Raw genomic sequence first — 15054 nt, 5'->3', positions numbered from 1 at the left:
TTATTTTTGACCCATATTCCACAAAATCTCCTTATGAAAAAGTACACTTTCATTTTTCTTCCTTTAATCTTTTTAGCTTCCTGCAGTTCGAATTTACAGCCCAGTGGATGGGATGTGAGCCAGGTAGAGATCGTCAGAGATGAGTATGGAGTACCGCATATTTTTGGCACCAAGGACGAAGATGTAGCATATGGGTTGGCTTGGGCACATGCGGAGGATGATTTTAAAACCATTCAGACAACTCTTCTTGCAGGAAAAAGAATGGCAGGAAGGGTCTTTGGGGAGGCAGGAGCTGCAGCAGATTTCTTTGGCCATCTTCTTGAAACCAGAGAGTTGGCTGAAGCCAAATACGAAACTACATTTTCGGAGGAGTTCAAAAGAGTTTTGGAGGGATATGCAGCCGGAATGAATGATTACGCCTATCACCATCCGGAAGAAGTTTTACTTAAGGATGCTTTTCCAGTTACGACCAAAGAAATCACTGCAGCTTATATTCTTTCTTTGGCCCAAATGTCAGGAGCAGATCGGGCAGTTACACAGATTGTAGAAGGCACAGTGGATCAGGCCCCTATTGACTTAAATCCGAAGGGTTCAAATGCGATAGCCGTTCATTCCTCCAGAACCGATACAGAGGAAAGTTTTTTAGCCATTAATTCTCATCAGCCTCTAGAAGGGCCTGTGGCATGGTACGAAGCTCATCTTCACTCCGAAGAAGGCTGGAATATTTTAGGTGGACTTTTTCCCGGTGGAGCCATGATTTTTCATGGCGTCAATGAAAATTTAGGTTGGGCCCACACGGTAAATTTCCCTGATCTATTGGATGTCTTCCAGCTGCAGATCAATCCAGATGATGAAAATCAATATTTGGTGGATGGAGAATGGCTGGAATTGGAGAAGCGAACAGTTTGGCTGAAAGTGAAACTTTGGGACCTAATCACCATTCCTGTGCCTAAATCTGTTTGGAAAAGTATCTATGGCCCGACCTTGGTCACGGACCAAGGAGCCTTTTCAATCCGAATGGGAGTGCTTGATAGAATCGGAGCGCCCGAACAATGGTGGAGGATGAATAAGGCGAGTAATCTTACAGAGTTTCGTAAAGCGATGTCTGCAATGCAACTAACCAGCTTTAATACAGTATATGCAGACAAGCATGATAGTATTTTTTATGTAAGCAATGGCCTTTTACCAAAGCGTAACCCGGAGATAGATTTCACAGGAACTGTAGCTGGAAACACTGAAAAAGCAATCTGGGATAGCTATTATGATTTCGATGATCTTCCACAGCAAATCAACCCAGAATCAGGTTACCTATTCAATACAAATCATTCCCCCTTTCTCGCAAGTGGATTTATGAATAATATGAATCCTGAAGACTATCCAAAGGGTATGGATTATCTCAGACGTGACAACAATCGGTCAACTCGTTTTCGCGAGCTTATGGATGACAGTACCAAAATTAGCTATGAGGATTTCAAACGCATAAAATACGATGGTCAGCTTCCAGAAAACCTGGCTTATCGAACAAATATGGAGTCTCTCTTTACTTTGAACCCTAAAAAATACCCAGAGATCAAACAACACATCAAAGTCATTCAAGCCTGGGATAAAAAATCAGGAGTAGAAAGTGAAGGAGCGGCTCTTTTCGCTTTTCAATACTATTACTGGTGGGATAAGTTTGAGGAACTGGGCAGGAGTTGGGAGACCACTTTGACAGAGGAGGAGGCTGCTGAAGGTTTAATGGCAGCAAAAGAACATTTTCAAACTTTTTTTGGAAAGGAAATAGTCGAGCTGGGTGAATATCAGAAGTTGGTAAGAGGTGAAAAGGCTTTGCCCCTCTGGGGCATAGATGATGTAATCACCGCCATGCGAAGCCAGCCGTGGGAAAATGGAATGCGAAAGGGAGTACAAGGAGAGTCTTATATCATGATGGTGAAATTTGGAGAAGGTCTACCCAAAATTGAAACGGTGAATGTTTTTGGAGCGAGTAACAAACCAGAAAGTCCACATTTCGATGATCAGATGGAATTGTTCTTGAAGCAAGAGTTAAAGCCTATGACCTTGGATAAAGCCTTGGTTTACCAAAATGCCAAATCCATTTATCACCCCGGCTCTAAACCAACTCGAGATTAAATGGCCTGAAAGAATCGAGCATTTCGTCTTCAGGTTTCAGCTCCGTAACTAAAGTATCGACTTCTGTCATATCGCAGGTCTTGTATTTCTGTACCGAATGAAGCTTATCCGATACAGATAGGATAATGGTCTTTTTAGCAGCCCGGATCATAGCTTGCTTCACCTGAATCACCTCCCAATCAAACTCCGTAAGGCCGTGTTCTGCATCTAAGTAGCCCGTTCCTAAAATGCAGGTATCCACTTTAAGCTGAGAAAGTGTGTTGACTACCGTTCCGCCCACAGCAAATTTAGCCTCATGCAAAAGCTTGCCACCAAGGAAAATCACCTCAACCTCAGGATGCTCCAGTAGCTCGACAGCTACGTGCAAACTTGGAGTAAAAACTGTCAAAGGAAGCTTTTTAGGGATAAGCTTAGCTACTTCCATATTGGTGGTGCCTCCGCTCATTAAAATGACCTGCCCTTCAGTGAGCAAAGGGATTGTTTTCTCAGCAATCTTAATTTTCTTAGACTGCAGGTAAATATTACTCTCGTCCTTGGTGAAATTCATAAAACCAAATGAAGTGGCTCCTCCGTGGACTTTCTTCACTTTCTTTTGCTGGGCCAACTCCTTAACATCTCTTCTCACCGTGTCGATAGAAACCTTGAGTTCTTCAGTGAGATCATTCAAAAGAACCCGGTGATGTAAATGGACCTGATCGAGAATGTATTTCTGCCTTTCTTCTTTAAGCATGGGTGGTTATTTGGTATTTTCGGAAAAATAGCAAAAAAATGCAGGTTTTTAAAAATGATGGAAAAACCAGCAATTTATCGCAATGCATGCTTCTTTCTTTTAAAATTCTGGGTAGTTTAGCTTTGATAATTTCATCTTCCCGGCAATATTAAAGATCACTATGAAGATATTTTTGAAGAATACACTTTGCCTTTGTTTCAGCCTTATTTCCTTATTGGTTTTAGTTTTGGGCTGCAGCCCAAAGCCAACTTTCACCATTATTGACAAACCTATCACATGGAACGAAGAGCGAGAAGCCCTCTCTCTGCAATATCTGAAGGACAGACATGGCTTGGAGCAAGAAAATGCGGTTATTGATCCAAAAATGGTGGTGGTTCACTGGACTGCCATTGATAATATTGAGGTGACCTTTGACGTTTTCGATTCACCTACTTTGGGTGGAAGAGAGGATTTGACTAGTGCGAGTAACCTAAATGTGTCCAGCCAATTCTTAATAGACCGGGATGGAACGATCTTTCGACTTTTGCCCGATACTTACTTCGCCAGACATGTAATCGGATTGAATTACACAGCTATCGGAATAGAAAATATCGGTAGTTCTGATTGGCCACTTACCAAAGCCCAGCTCAAAGCAAACGAAGAATTGATTCGCTATCTGAAAAGAAAATATCAGATCGAGTATGTGATAGGTCACCATGAGTACACTCTTTTTCAGGAGACGGATTTATGGAAGGAGGCAGATCCTGATTATAGAACCGTCAAGACAGACCCAGGGGATAAATTCATGAATAAGTTGAGAAAAAATCTTTCTGATCTGGAATTGAAACCCTTGCCAAAGGAGTAACCCTATGAAATTTAACTTTTCAACCCCCTTACTTTTTCTCTTTCTTTTGGCATTGGTTGCTGCATGTAAAAGCCAGAAAGCAATCCCTGAAAACAGTTCAGGAACAGAAATAAAGAAAAATCCTGAAAGGCCTAAGGCAGATCTACCAGGAAAAAATTTATCAGACATTCCTTTGGAGCTTCAGCCGTTGGACTTTGAGTTAGCGGAGCTACCTAGGGAGTTTCGTGGAGTTTGGATTGCTACGGTGGTAAACATTGATTGGCCTACTTCACCAAATGATCCCTATGAAAAGCAGAAAGAGGACTTTATAAAGCTTCTGGATTATTACCAGAGCCTGAATTTCAATGCGGCAATCGTTCAAATCAGGACTGCCGGAGATGCCTTTTACCCAAGTAATCTTGCTCCATGGTCAAAATATCTCACCGGTAAAGAAGGGAAGAAACCAGACACCAATGAGGACCCACTGAGCTGGATGATCTGGCAGACGCACCAAAGAGGAATGGAGTTTCATGCCTGGCTAAATCCCTATCGAGCAACTTTTGATTTAAAGACTGAAGTTTTAAGCCCTGATCACGACTTCAATAAGCATCCGGAATGGATGCTGAAGTACGGTCCCAAATACTATTACGATCCCGGCATTCCTGAGGTCAAAGCCCATTTGACGAATGTCATCCGGGAAGTGGTGAGCAACTACGATGTAGATGCCATTCACTTCGATGATTATTTCTACCCATACAAGATTCCAAACACCGCTTTTCCAGATAAAAGAAGCTTCGAGAAATATAAGAAACCAGGTCAAGGTATAGAGGACTGGCGCAGGGAAAACGTGAATGATCTGGTCCGAATGGTTCACTCTTCAATCGAGGAAATCAAACCTTGGGTACAGTTTGGAATCTCACCTTTCGGAGTTTGGAGAAATCAGGACAAAGACCCCATGGGTTCTCCTACCCGTGCAGGTCAAACCAACTATGATGATCTCTATGCTGACCCAATCACTTGGATGAAAGAAGGTTGGATAGATTATTTGATCCCTCAGGTTTATTGGAGCATGGATTATGAACTTGCTTCCTATAGAAAGCTGAATGACTGGTGGTCAAATAATAGCTACAACACGAAAATCTACATAGGCAATGGACCTTATAAGATTCGGGAAAACGCTGATAAATCCTGGGATAACCCACGAGAAATCAATACCCAGATTTCTTACACCAGAACCTTACCCAATATCCATGGAAATGCCTTTTTCTCCGCAAAGTCCCTATTTGCAAAGAATAAGGATGTAGCCAATTTGCTCAAATCTGAGCTTTACGACGAACCTACCCTTGCACCAGATTTTAAAAGGACAAACAATACAATAATTGAAGCTCCGGCGATTAGCTCGGTTTCAAACGAAAAAGAATGGACCAGAATAAATTTGGAGAAGCCTTTGGATCCCGCCATAAGATTGGCTGTTGTGCAATGGGCTTCAAGCCTTGAAGAACTCGAAATTGCAGAACAGCATAGGATTTGGGTAGGAACCGGTCGCCCCAGAGCTTTGGAAGTATCCAACACAGGTCAAAGATATCTGGCCATCCGCTGGATCGATCATTTTGGTCAAATAGCATCCTCTCAAGTTTTCCTCGTACCCTAAAGTTAAGCTCATGAAAGATATGCTCGTACGCCTCCTGGACCTTCCCTCCTTCGAACAAGAAGAGAGACAGCTCGGCAAAAAAGAAGGAATCATATTCCGCAGGGCCATTTCTCCCGAGAAAAGCCTTGTGGTGGAATGGGTGAAGGAAACTTTTGGGGAGTATTGGGCTTCCGAGGCAGATGTAGCTTTTAGCAGACAGCCGGTCTCCTGTTGGCTGGCACAAAGAGAAAACAATATTCTCGGCTTTGCCTGCTATGAATCCACTGCCAGAAATTTCTTTGGCCCGACAGGTACAAAAGAAGAAGAACGAGGAAAGGGCATAGGAAAAATACTCTTAATTAAAGCATTGAACTCAATGAAAGAAATGGGTTATGGCTATGCAATCATCGGAGGTGTTGGACCTGAGGAATATTATAAAAAAGTCGTGAATGCTCGTGTGATTGAAGGCTCTGAAAAGAGTATTTACGAAAATCTAATCCGGAAAAAATGAGTTTCACCCGCGCTAAAAAACCATGGCTCTGGGTACCATCCCTTTACCTCACCGAAGGTATTCCTTATATCATCATTATTACCGTTTCGGTGGTGATGTATACCAAACTCGGAATTTCCAATTCAGATATTGGGCTTTATACTAGTTTGCTGTATTTGCCATGGGTGATCAAACCGATTTGGAGCCCGATCGTGGATCTCTTTGGAACCAAAAGAAAATGGTTTTTATCTATGCAGTTGGTGCTATCCATTGTTTTTCTGGGAGTAGGTCTCACCACACCGGCTAGTAATTTTTTCTTTCTGACTCTTGCCTTTTTCTGGATGGGAGCATTTGCTTCGGCTACCAATGATATCGCTTCCGATGGAATGTATTTGATTGCTCTTAAGCCAGATCAACAAAGCTTCTTCGTGGGTTTAAGGGGAACATTTTATCGTATTGGAATGATTACCGGACAGGGACTAATTGTCATCGTGGCAGGTTATTTAGAAACCAGTCTTGGTGACAATACTCAGGCATGGTCCTACACAATGATTATTGTGGCAGGTTTGATGCTGCTACTGACCATCATCAACTTTATCACCACACCAAAAGTTGAAGAGGAAAATTCCAAAAATGAAGAAGATGAAAGGAAGAGTTTTGGTGATGTGTTTAGAACATTTTTCACCAAGAAAAACATAGCACTTTCCCTAGGCTTTGTTTTACTCTACCGACTTGGAGAATCGCAATTGGTTAAGATGGCATCCCCATTTCTACTTGGCGATCCTGAAACAGGAGGGCTTGGGATTAGCACCTCCGATTATGGATTGATTTATGGAACGGTAGGAGTTATCGCCTTGCTTCTTGGTGGAATTTTAGGAGGAATTGTGATTTCCCGAGATGGATTGGGAAAATGGATGATCCCAATGGGACTCAGCTTAAACCTTCCCAACCTACTTTACATCGCACTTGCTTATTTACAGCCCGAGGGCCTCGTATTCCCCACTATAGTGGTTATCATCGAGCAACTCGGCTATGGTTTCGGGTTTGCTGCCTACATGGTTTTTTTGATTTATCTGGCCGAGGGTATTTACAAAACTTCTCACTACGCCCTCGCAACCGGATTTATGGCTATGGGCATGATGATTCCTGGAATGATCTCCGGATACATTCAGGAGTGGCTAGGCTATCCCGGATTCTTTATTTGGGTGGGTATAGCCATGGTTCCAGCACTGATTATGGCGGCATCAGTAAAGTATCCAAGGAATTTCGGCAAGAAAGAAAATACTGAAGACAAAGAATGAACCTGAACAAAAAGCAAATAGTCGCTCAGTGCTTTTCGCCTGCTGCCTTCATCCACGATACGGAAGAAAACTACCAGGAAATAGAACGCTTGATCACCGAAGAAGAAATTGGTGGATTAACCTTTTTTCATAGCCGTCATTCTGCTGCTGCAAATTTCGAAAAACGGGCAGAAAGTCTGGAAACTTCAGGGACTTTGGAGAAGCTAATCGAGCTTATCAATCGCTACCAATCCATTTCTAAAATACCTTTACTGATCTCCATCGATGGGGAGTATGGACTAGCTATGCGAGTAGAAAGCACCCCTCAATACCCCTTTGCCATCACTCTCGGAGCACTAAAGGAAAATGAAGAGGAACTGGTGGAAGAAGTTGGCTACAGAATGGGCATGGAGATGGAAGAATGTGGGATTCATCTCAATCTGGCTCCCTGCGCCGATGTCAATACCAACCCCAATAACCCGGTGATTGGATATCGTTCTTTTGGAGATGATGTGAAAAGGGTTTCAAAGCTTTCTTTTGCCATGTATACCGGACTGACTAAAGCAGGAATAGGAGCTTGTTTAAAGCATTTTCCCGGCCATGGAGATACTGCAACAGATTCACATTTGGGTTTACCCATTTTGGACAAGAGCATGGAAGAGCTGGAAGCTGAGGAATTAGTTCCCTTTCAATATGGAATAGATCGAGGAGTAGAGATGATCATGGTGGGGCACCTGGCCGTACCGGCTTTAACTAATGGAAAAAATATTCCAGCCAGCATTAGCCATGAAATTATCACAGGATTGCTCAAGGGAAAAATGGGTTTTGACGGAATAGTGATTTCAGATGCCCTGAATATGAAAGCAGTGGCCAATATGTTTGACGTGCCGGGGGAATTAGAGTTAAAAGCTTTTCAAGCTGGGAATGATATTCTCTGTTTTTCAGATCATGTCCGAGAGGGAATTGAGATGATCGAAGGTAAAGCATCGGATGAGGAAATTGAAAACGCCTTCGTGAAAGTTTGGGAGCTAAAAGAAAAGCTAGGTGTAATGAATGAGCGAACGGTTTTAGTTCCTGAATTCGACTGGAAATCCCATTCTGAGTTTCAAAAAGAGCTTGCCAAAGACTATGTGTCGGTAATCTCTGGAAAGCTGGATAAATCAAATCTCAAGAAGCTTTCAGATTCTGACAAACTCGGATACAAAGAATTCTTCGGAACAGAAAATTCCAATTTCAAAAAATCCTTAGACTTTAAATTTGTGGATTCAGACCAAGCCGAAGCATTGCTTATTTCAGTATTTGTTCCAAGTCACAAACCCTTAAATCAATTCGGAATAGACGCTGAAAAACTCAAAGAAATTAAGGCTCTAGCCAAGGAAAGACGGTGCTATCTACTTCATTTTGGGAATCCATTAGCCCTAAAATATTTCGGAACGCTTGAGGACTATGAAGCGGTCATTTGTGGATATCAGAATTTTGAGGAAGTGAAGCAAAGAGTGATTCAAATTTTGACTTGATAGGTAAAGAAGAATTTGAGGGAATGGTTCGCACCATTAGCGCAGAGATACTCCATCGCTACTATCAATCATCTAATCCTATAAAAGCTTTTACTTCAACTTTTTGGTAGAAAAATCTCAGCCATCATACACCTTGCACTTCCTCCACCGAGTTTTTCTATCATTGGAATAGCTGGATTTATGATTGTTGTGTATTTCTCGATCAATTGAATTTGTCCCACATTCAGGGAGTCCAATGCGCTTTGAGACATCACCGTAAATTTCTCCCCTCCATCATTGCTAACTTCAAGCATATTCCCAGCAAAATGGAATTTCTGCTTTGCCGTAATCGGCACAATCTTCTTCCCACCTGAAAGTAAGGCTTTCTGAACGGCCTGCTTCTCAGAGCCTTTTGGTATACTGTCCAGGCATACAACCGCCAGATCTGAACCAATATGCATCATTACATTCGTATGATAAATAGGGCTTTGGACTCCATCTATCTCCTGCACCGCATCGAATCCCACCACTTTATATCCAATTAACTTGGCTAGGTAATCCAGTGGAACCGGGTGGGTTCTTTCCGAATAGCAAGCAAAAATCGTTTTGGTATCATGGTCCATCACCATGCTTCCGGTACCCTCCAAAAACTGATTATCTTCTTCAAAAAAGCTTAGATCAATTATCTCCTCCACTTTAAATTTTGCCGCCATCAGCAACTCGATCAAGTCCTTTCTTCTTTCCAGTCTTCTATTCGGTGAATACATGGGGTAAAGAATAACCTTTCCGTCGGGATGGGTGCTAAACCAGTTATTGGGGAATACTGCATCAGTTTTAACCGGCTCAGCCGTATCTTCCACCACTACCACATTCACTCCCTGATCACGAAGCAGTGCTACGTAAGCGTCAAATTCCTCCCTTGCGATCTCCTCTATTTCCTGTTGAGGCCTCTGATCAGTTTTTTGATAGAAATTATTCTCCGCTGTTTCAGGATTAAACCCAAAATGTGCCGGTCGAACCATCAATATATTTGGAGAAGTCTGCATCAATTCTGCTTTTTATATTGGTATAAAACTGGCTTAATTCCAAAGCGCTCTTCACTTAAAGTAAAATATCCCTTACCATCCTTTTGAAAAGCTACCGCCTCACCTTGAGGTTCTGGAGTATAGATCAGTTGCTTTGGCTTTCTAGCCAAAGTCTCCTCCACTGAATCCCCTTCCTCCCGGTCCCAGTGATACACGGCAAAATAAGTCTTAACCAAAATCTGCTTTCCATCCTGGGAAATATCCGCCGCTACTGTACTTGTAAAATCAAACTTACCCAGTTGGTTCAATTCTTCGGTTTTCCCCGATTCGAATGCGGATATGGGCATCTCAAAAAGTGTATTAGCCGAATCGCGCTTGGAGATCAAATAAAGCCTCTCAGAAATCGGGTCCACGAAAATAGCCTCCGCATCCATGGGACCATTAGGATAAATGTAGCTGGCTTTCTCTGCTTTCACGGTAGCTTTCGCCTTCTTTGGCTCAGGAAATCTATATATAAAAATCTCCTCATGCTGCGCAAGATTATCCCCTATTTCAGCCAGGTAGACATAGGATTTATTCTTTGGGCCTGGGCCCAAAGCTATGTCTTCCCAATCTCTGTTTTCAATGCCCTCTAAAATAACCTTCCCAAGCTCCTCTCCTTCTGTCGACATGATAAAGACAGCATTCTCTCCCCCACTGTCATTATGAATGTAAAGCCGCTCGGAATGATCCTTACTTGCCGTAATCCCACTTATTTCTATCCAGTTAGGATTTGGGACTTCTCTTACCTTCACAGGCGCCGAAAACAAGCTGTCCTGAGCTTGTAAAGTGAGTGAAAAAAGAAACAGAAAAAGGAGGGTGAAATGGTATTTCAAAGCTTTGAATTTTGGAGCTGCAATTTAAAGAAATTCAATCTTGCATTTTTCAATCTTTCATGCGATTGATTAAATTCAAAAAAAGACCATGGACGCTTTACTTAAAAAAATCAACTTCAAAACCGAAATGAAAATTCGGCTTTGGAATGTTCCTGAGGAGTTCCAAAGCTGGCAATCTGAGATTGAAAAGTCAGGATTTTTGGCCGAGGAGGGAAAATCAGCCAATTTTTTACTAGGCTTTGTGAAAGATGAAAAGGAATTGGAAGCAACTTTTAAGAAGATGAAAAGTGGCTTAGACGAAGATCAGATTTTCTGGATGTGTTATCCGAAAAAGTCTTCGAAGAAGTACAAGTCCACTATTTCAAGAGATGCCGGCTGGGGTATTTTAGCTAAGGAAAACTATGAAGGTGTGCGGCAGGTGGCAATGGATGAAAACTGGTCTGCATTGAGATTTCGGAAAGCGGACAACATTAAAAATATGACTCGAAAATTCAGTCTAAAAGATCAACTGAAAAAATAAACCCCTGACATAGAACAAGAAAGAAAATTTACTTGTAAGAATTGGAAGTTTTTTCTGAGTAAGGTTTGGATTAAATCAAACATGCTTCTACATTTGCATCACGTTTTCAGAAAAAGCTCTGAAAGTCGAATAATATTCCTCCTTAGCTCAGTTGGTTAGAGCATCTGACTGTTAATCAGAGGGTCCTTGGTTCGAGCCCAAGAGGAGGAGCTTAGAAATCAGCCACTTACATAATACATGTTGTAAGTGGCTTTTTTATTTGCACACGGTTTGCACAAAAAATGCGGCTTAATAGCCTAATTGAGGCTATAACCATTAATCTTTGGGCGAGATTTTTTTATAACTGCTCAGGGTATTTGTAGCAGATACTCTCAGAGGAGAAAGTTTTGAATAGCTTGACTTGTTCACTTCTCCTCCAAATGGAAAGTCTTCCACCCATTCAGTTTGGAGTACTTGAAAATAAAGACATGGGCCAATCCATTTGCTTCGAACTCCGCACATAAGCAGTCTCCGTCTTTTGGATTTATCGTAAAATCAAAGGCATCCTCAGAATTGAGGTCGGATTCTAGCTCATCAATTATTGTCCCCTTCTCTGTTCTGATCAAGTAGGGAGCTATAAGTTCTCCCACTAAACCGTTATCAAACGAACCTGAGACCTTCTCCAGGTACTTCCAAATATTTTCAGGAACTACCCCCTTTCCCGGGCAGCTACAAAACTTAAAACGCTCTCCTTGACTACACATGATCTTTATTGTGCTAGATTAAAGCCAGCCCTTTGGTTTTGATTAAACTACAAAATATTTTCATATTGAATGGTATACGGTTTTGGCTAAATGATTTGTTTCGAAAGGAGAATCAAGTCGATCGGAGATAAGTCCAAATGAAAGAATCAGAGAATGGATAAGCAGGAAAAAGCCCGAAGAATGTTAAAAATGTACCATCTATGGATTTTAAAGAACGAAAAAAAGCCTAGAAATCAATATTTGAAAGGTCGCATTTTAGAGCTCTGCGAAGTGGGTTACAACAAACAGGAAATATTTTGGATCATGCGTGCTGCTGAAGAGCTATCCAAAACCGAACTCAGAGTATTAGATTTTATGATCTACCTTATCATGAAAAAAAATGGGTACTACAAGCCAAAAGAATTGTAAAGTCCTTTAAATAAATAAGAGAAGCCAGGTCAGTTTGAGTCGGTCGAATTTTGATTGATTTTGCAGTCTTGTAGATTCAATCATGTTCTACAGCAGACTGGATCAAAGAAAGAATATGGAAAACCAACTTGAGCGAGTTAAGGCCAAGATCAGGAGAATTGTAATTACTAGTGAAAGCATACCCCATGAACGACTAAGCAAGGGCCGTGAGATACGTGATTTATTGATCCTAGGAATAAAGCAATTGGATGAAGGTGATGAATCAGGATTAGGAAAGACCATCAAGGAGCTCAAGGAATTAGGAGTATTGTGAGTTCATTATGATTCAATAAAAAAAGAACCGAGGAATACCCCGGTTCTAAATTGTAAAGTTAAGCTGGCCGCCTAATAGGTAATTGGCAATTAATCTTTGTCAACCCCCCATTCTATTTTTGTTGAAATTAATGATCCAGGGAATGAGAGAGGCTTAAACCCACTTTTAAGTTACTAATTGGAGTTTGTACTCCGAGGCCATATTTGTATTTCTTTTTTTTTTGATTCTTCTGATTTACTCAATCCCTAAAATTTTATAATACACTTTTTTAGTTTTAAGATTCATTTTTTACTTTACAACTTTAAATATAGTCCAATTTCTATTACCCACTTTTATGAAATCCCTTTTTCGGTATCTCCCAATCTTTCTCCTCTTCGCTTTTTTAATCGGATGTCAAGATGAAGACATGGCACCTGCTTCTAATGATCCAGATGATGATCTAGTGCAAGATGAAAAGCCTCAACCAAATAATTCTCAAGAGGTAATAATTGTCGTTGATGAATCCCTAGACTTTTCAAATTATGAAATCCACACTTTAGTTGATTCAATTTCCTTGAACGATCCTGACGAGAAGCTTTACGCCCCAGAAGACTACACATCTACCGTTTACGCAATTGACAATGAATCAGGGGAAATCAATGCAGTTGGACAATATAACCCAACTACCAAAACCGTCAATTTTGGTCCTGAAACTATTACGGAGAGTCTTCTTCATTTAGCTCCTCTATACAATTCTTTAACTGAACAGGAGAGACTTGACTTTATAAATAGGGTAAAAGGGGATGATTCCTTTATGGCATTACTAGAAACTGTTAATATTATACTCAGCAATAAGGAGCCAATCTATTCTGAACGTCCAGAATTTACTGATCAAATACTTGCAATAAATGACTTCATCATTCAAAACTATTTTTCAAATAATAATCCCAATGATAGGGTTTTGAACGGTGATGAGGCTTTTTCAGACTTTATTAAAAATGATCAAGGATTAGCCATATATAATGAAGTTAGTAGCTACGTAAGTGTGAAATTCAAATCCCTGACAGATGATAACTACACAAAAAAATTTATTCTTAACCCCGGTCCTTTGACTCCGATTGGTAAAGAAACTATAGAAAGACCCTTTATCAATGATGATTATTACCATGTTTCTATCGATCAAACTGATGAAGAGGTTTATGAGAGAAATTTGGACAAGGCGGTCAATAAATTTTTAGGGGCAATCATGTCAGGCATAATTGGGGTAAATCCTGCTGAAGGTTTGAAAGGATGTGTTTCCACAATTTCTGGAGAACTAATTAAAACTTTCAGGACTTACGTTCTTGAGTCAAATAATCCATCAAACGAAAAAATCTTAACTGACTTTATTTCTGCTACAGTAAATGTGTTGAAACAAAGTATAACAGATAACGGTAAGTGCACCTCGATTTTTTTGAATAAAAGAATAATATCTCAAGCAATTGTTGCAAACGCTAATCTGATATTCAAAATATACAAGGCTGCAAAGTTCGCCTATGACGTGAGTGAAGCCTCGGCATATTCTTTTGCTTTGTTTGAAAAAACTCAGATCAAGCTGGACGAGAATCTCCAGAAATACAGAGGTAATCCAATTCCTGCAATCCTAGAAGCAGTTGATGTCAATAGTTTCGAGAGCGAATATCTACCAGGCGACAAAGTTTCAGTCCAAGTCAAAATGAATGCAAAATCGAATTATGGAGAATGGGAAAAATCTGGATATAAAGTTTCTTGGAGTGTGCCCCCATTGAATGGAGAACTTAACGCACTTTTCTCTGACACCAACGAGGAAGGGATTGCTACCGTTTTGTGGACCCTTCCTCAACAGGAGAACGCAGTAGTAAACCTTACAGCTGAATTGAAAGATCAGGAAGGCGATCATCTTTATGGTAGCCCGATGAACTTTCAAGTAAATATTACAGAGAAGGTCGATTCTTTGGCACTCTACCGTCAGGCTGCCGTTGGTACATGGGACGTTGTGGCTTCTAATGGCGGGTCCCCCGTTAATTATGAATATGTAATTGAAATGCGTGAGGATGGATCCTTGTTTGCTAAGTGGTGGTCACTTTATGAAAATGGGGAAAGATACAATCCTTGTTGCCCCTGGACAAGGGTACCGAAAGTTCAAGAAATTGATGGGAGGTACCATTTAAATTTCTTTCTAAATCTACATGCTGTGCAGCCAACAGACCCATTAACTTATCCTCCTACAACCGTTAATCACTATCATCCGAATGGCACTGTGTCATACGCATGTACAAAGAGATAAAATGAATCTTAAAAATTCAGAATTATCAGAGGTGGGATTACAAAATTCTTTCTAGTAAGTGTACTTTTGAGCCACCTCTTAGAGTATTTCTTTATATCCGTATTTTTTGGGTAAGCTTTGAGAATGTCTCCCATAAACTTGGCAAATACAGTTTTACTTTTGCGGAAACTCCTGACTTAAATTGAAAGAATTGCAATTATGATTCCTTGACCAAATCCCATAAAAAAAGTAGTGCCTTCATCTTAGCATTTGAATTATTTGAAACAGTAACAGTCTTTCTTTTTCCATTATTGGATTCGGTAATCTT

Annotated in this window: 14 protein-coding genes and 1 tRNA gene; 11 read left to right on the top strand and 4 right to left on the bottom strand. The window is 40.8% G+C overall.

Annotated elements, in window-relative coordinates:
• Nucleotides 1-33 precede the first annotated feature (33 nt).
• The gene (locus QVH07_RS17255) at nucleotides 34-2130 is read left to right on the top strand and encodes an acylase (RefSeq protein WP_290002931.1); all 2097 of its coding nucleotides are present in this window, start codon (nucleotides 34-36) and stop codon (nucleotides 2128-2130) included.
• Here the strand turns inward: QVH07_RS17255 and QVH07_RS17250 are convergent.
• The gene (locus QVH07_RS17250) at nucleotides 2111-2860 is read right to left on the bottom strand and encodes a DeoR/GlpR family DNA-binding transcription regulator (protein ID WP_290002925.1); all 750 of its coding nucleotides are present in this window, start codon (nucleotides 2858-2860) and stop codon (nucleotides 2111-2113) included. The two genes, QVH07_RS17255 and QVH07_RS17250, sit on opposite strands and share 20 nt — an antisense overlap.
• A gap of 160 nt (nucleotides 2861-3020) precedes the next feature.
• Here QVH07_RS17250 and QVH07_RS17245 point away from each other — a divergent pair, with 160 nt between their 5' ends.
• Genes QVH07_RS17245 through QVH07_RS17225 form a run of 5 tightly spaced genes read left to right on the top strand, consistent with a single transcriptional unit; the run spans nucleotide 3021 to nucleotide 8600 of the window.
• Entirely contained in the window at nucleotides 3021-3704 is a 684-nt protein-coding gene (locus tag QVH07_RS17245) for an N-acetylmuramoyl-L-alanine amidase (RefSeq protein ID WP_290002923.1), read from the top strand.
• A gap of 4 nt (nucleotides 3705-3708) precedes the next feature.
• A complete protein-coding gene (locus tag QVH07_RS17240; protein ID WP_290002921.1) occupies nucleotides 3709-5334 on the top strand; it encodes a glycoside hydrolase family 10-like protein in 1626 nt (541 codons plus the stop codon).
• A gap of 10 nt (nucleotides 5335-5344) precedes the next feature.
• On the top strand, nucleotides 5345-5824 hold the full coding sequence (locus QVH07_RS17235; protein ID WP_290002919.1) for a GNAT family N-acetyltransferase: 480 nt from the start codon (nucleotides 5345-5347) through the stop codon (nucleotides 5822-5824).
• Nucleotides 5821-7104, top strand: coding sequence for an MFS transporter (locus tag QVH07_RS17230; RefSeq protein ID WP_290002915.1), 1284 nt, complete (start codon nucleotides 5821-5823; stop codon nucleotides 7102-7104). The genes QVH07_RS17235 and QVH07_RS17230 overlap by 4 nt, the downstream gene beginning before the upstream one ends.
• Nucleotides 7101-8600, top strand: coding sequence for a glycoside hydrolase family 3 protein (locus tag QVH07_RS17225; protein ID WP_290002912.1), 1500 nt, complete (start codon nucleotides 7101-7103; stop codon nucleotides 8598-8600). The genes QVH07_RS17230 and QVH07_RS17225 overlap by 4 nt, the downstream gene beginning before the upstream one ends.
• Before the next feature lie 95 nt (nucleotides 8601-8695).
• On the opposite strand, the gene ctlX is transcribed toward QVH07_RS17225, so the two are convergent.
• Both ctlX and QVH07_RS17215 read right to left on the bottom strand, forming a co-directional pair.
• The gene (ctlX, locus tag QVH07_RS17220) at nucleotides 8696-9625 is read right to left on the bottom strand and encodes a citrulline utilization hydrolase CtlX (RefSeq protein WP_290002909.1); all 930 of its coding nucleotides are present in this window, start codon (nucleotides 9623-9625) and stop codon (nucleotides 8696-8698) included.
• On the bottom strand, nucleotides 9625-10479 hold the full coding sequence (locus QVH07_RS17215; protein ID WP_290002906.1) for a hypothetical protein: 855 nt from the start codon (nucleotides 10477-10479) through the stop codon (nucleotides 9625-9627). The genes ctlX and QVH07_RS17215 overlap by 1 nt, the downstream gene beginning before the upstream one ends.
• An 88-nt stretch (nucleotides 10480-10567) precedes the next feature.
• Here QVH07_RS17215 and QVH07_RS17210 point away from each other — a divergent pair, with 88 nt between their 5' ends.
• Together QVH07_RS17210 and QVH07_RS17205 are read left to right on the top strand one after the other, a co-directional pair.
• Nucleotides 10568-10999 (top strand): hypothetical protein, encoded by a 432-nt coding sequence (locus tag QVH07_RS17210; RefSeq protein ID WP_290002904.1) that lies wholly within the window; start codon nucleotides 10568-10570, stop codon nucleotides 10997-10999.
• A 136-nt stretch (nucleotides 11000-11135) separates the two neighbouring features.
• Nucleotides 11136-11209: transfer RNA gene (locus QVH07_RS17205), tRNA-Asn, on the top strand.
• 194 nt (nucleotides 11210-11403) lie between these two features.
• Here the strand turns inward: QVH07_RS17205 and QVH07_RS17200 are convergent.
• The gene (locus QVH07_RS17200) at nucleotides 11404-11742 is read right to left on the bottom strand and encodes a hypothetical protein (protein ID WP_290002902.1); all 339 of its coding nucleotides are present in this window, start codon (nucleotides 11740-11742) and stop codon (nucleotides 11404-11406) included.
• Between the two features lie 153 nt (nucleotides 11743-11895).
• On the opposite strand from QVH07_RS17200, the gene QVH07_RS17195 reads away from it, so the two are divergent.
• The 3 genes from QVH07_RS17195 to QVH07_RS17185 all read left to right on the top strand — a co-directional run bounded on the left by QVH07_RS17195 (nucleotide 11896) and on the right by QVH07_RS17185 (nucleotide 14747).
• Nucleotides 11896-12150, top strand: coding sequence for a hypothetical protein (locus QVH07_RS17195; protein ID WP_290002898.1), 255 nt, complete (start codon nucleotides 11896-11898; stop codon nucleotides 12148-12150).
• Between the two features lie 82 nt (nucleotides 12151-12232).
• Nucleotides 12233-12463, top strand: coding sequence for a hypothetical protein (locus QVH07_RS17190; protein WP_290002896.1), 231 nt, complete (start codon nucleotides 12233-12235; stop codon nucleotides 12461-12463).
• Nucleotides 12464-12905: 442 nt separating this feature from the next.
• Nucleotides 12906-14747 carry a hypothetical protein gene (locus QVH07_RS17185; RefSeq protein ID WP_290002894.1) on the top strand — a complete coding sequence of 614 codons (1842 nt, stop codon included), beginning with the start codon at nucleotides 12906-12908 and terminating at the stop codon, nucleotides 14745-14747.
• Nucleotides 14748-15054: the final 307 nt, after the last annotated feature.

The organism is Algoriphagus sediminis, from assembly GCF_030403435.1.
Classification (GTDB): Bacteria; Bacteroidota; Bacteroidia; order Cytophagales; family Cyclobacteriaceae; genus Algoriphagus; species Algoriphagus sediminis.
The sequence above is the reverse complement of the archived record's forward strand: the minus strand, read 5'-3'. Positions and strand labels throughout refer to the sequence as shown.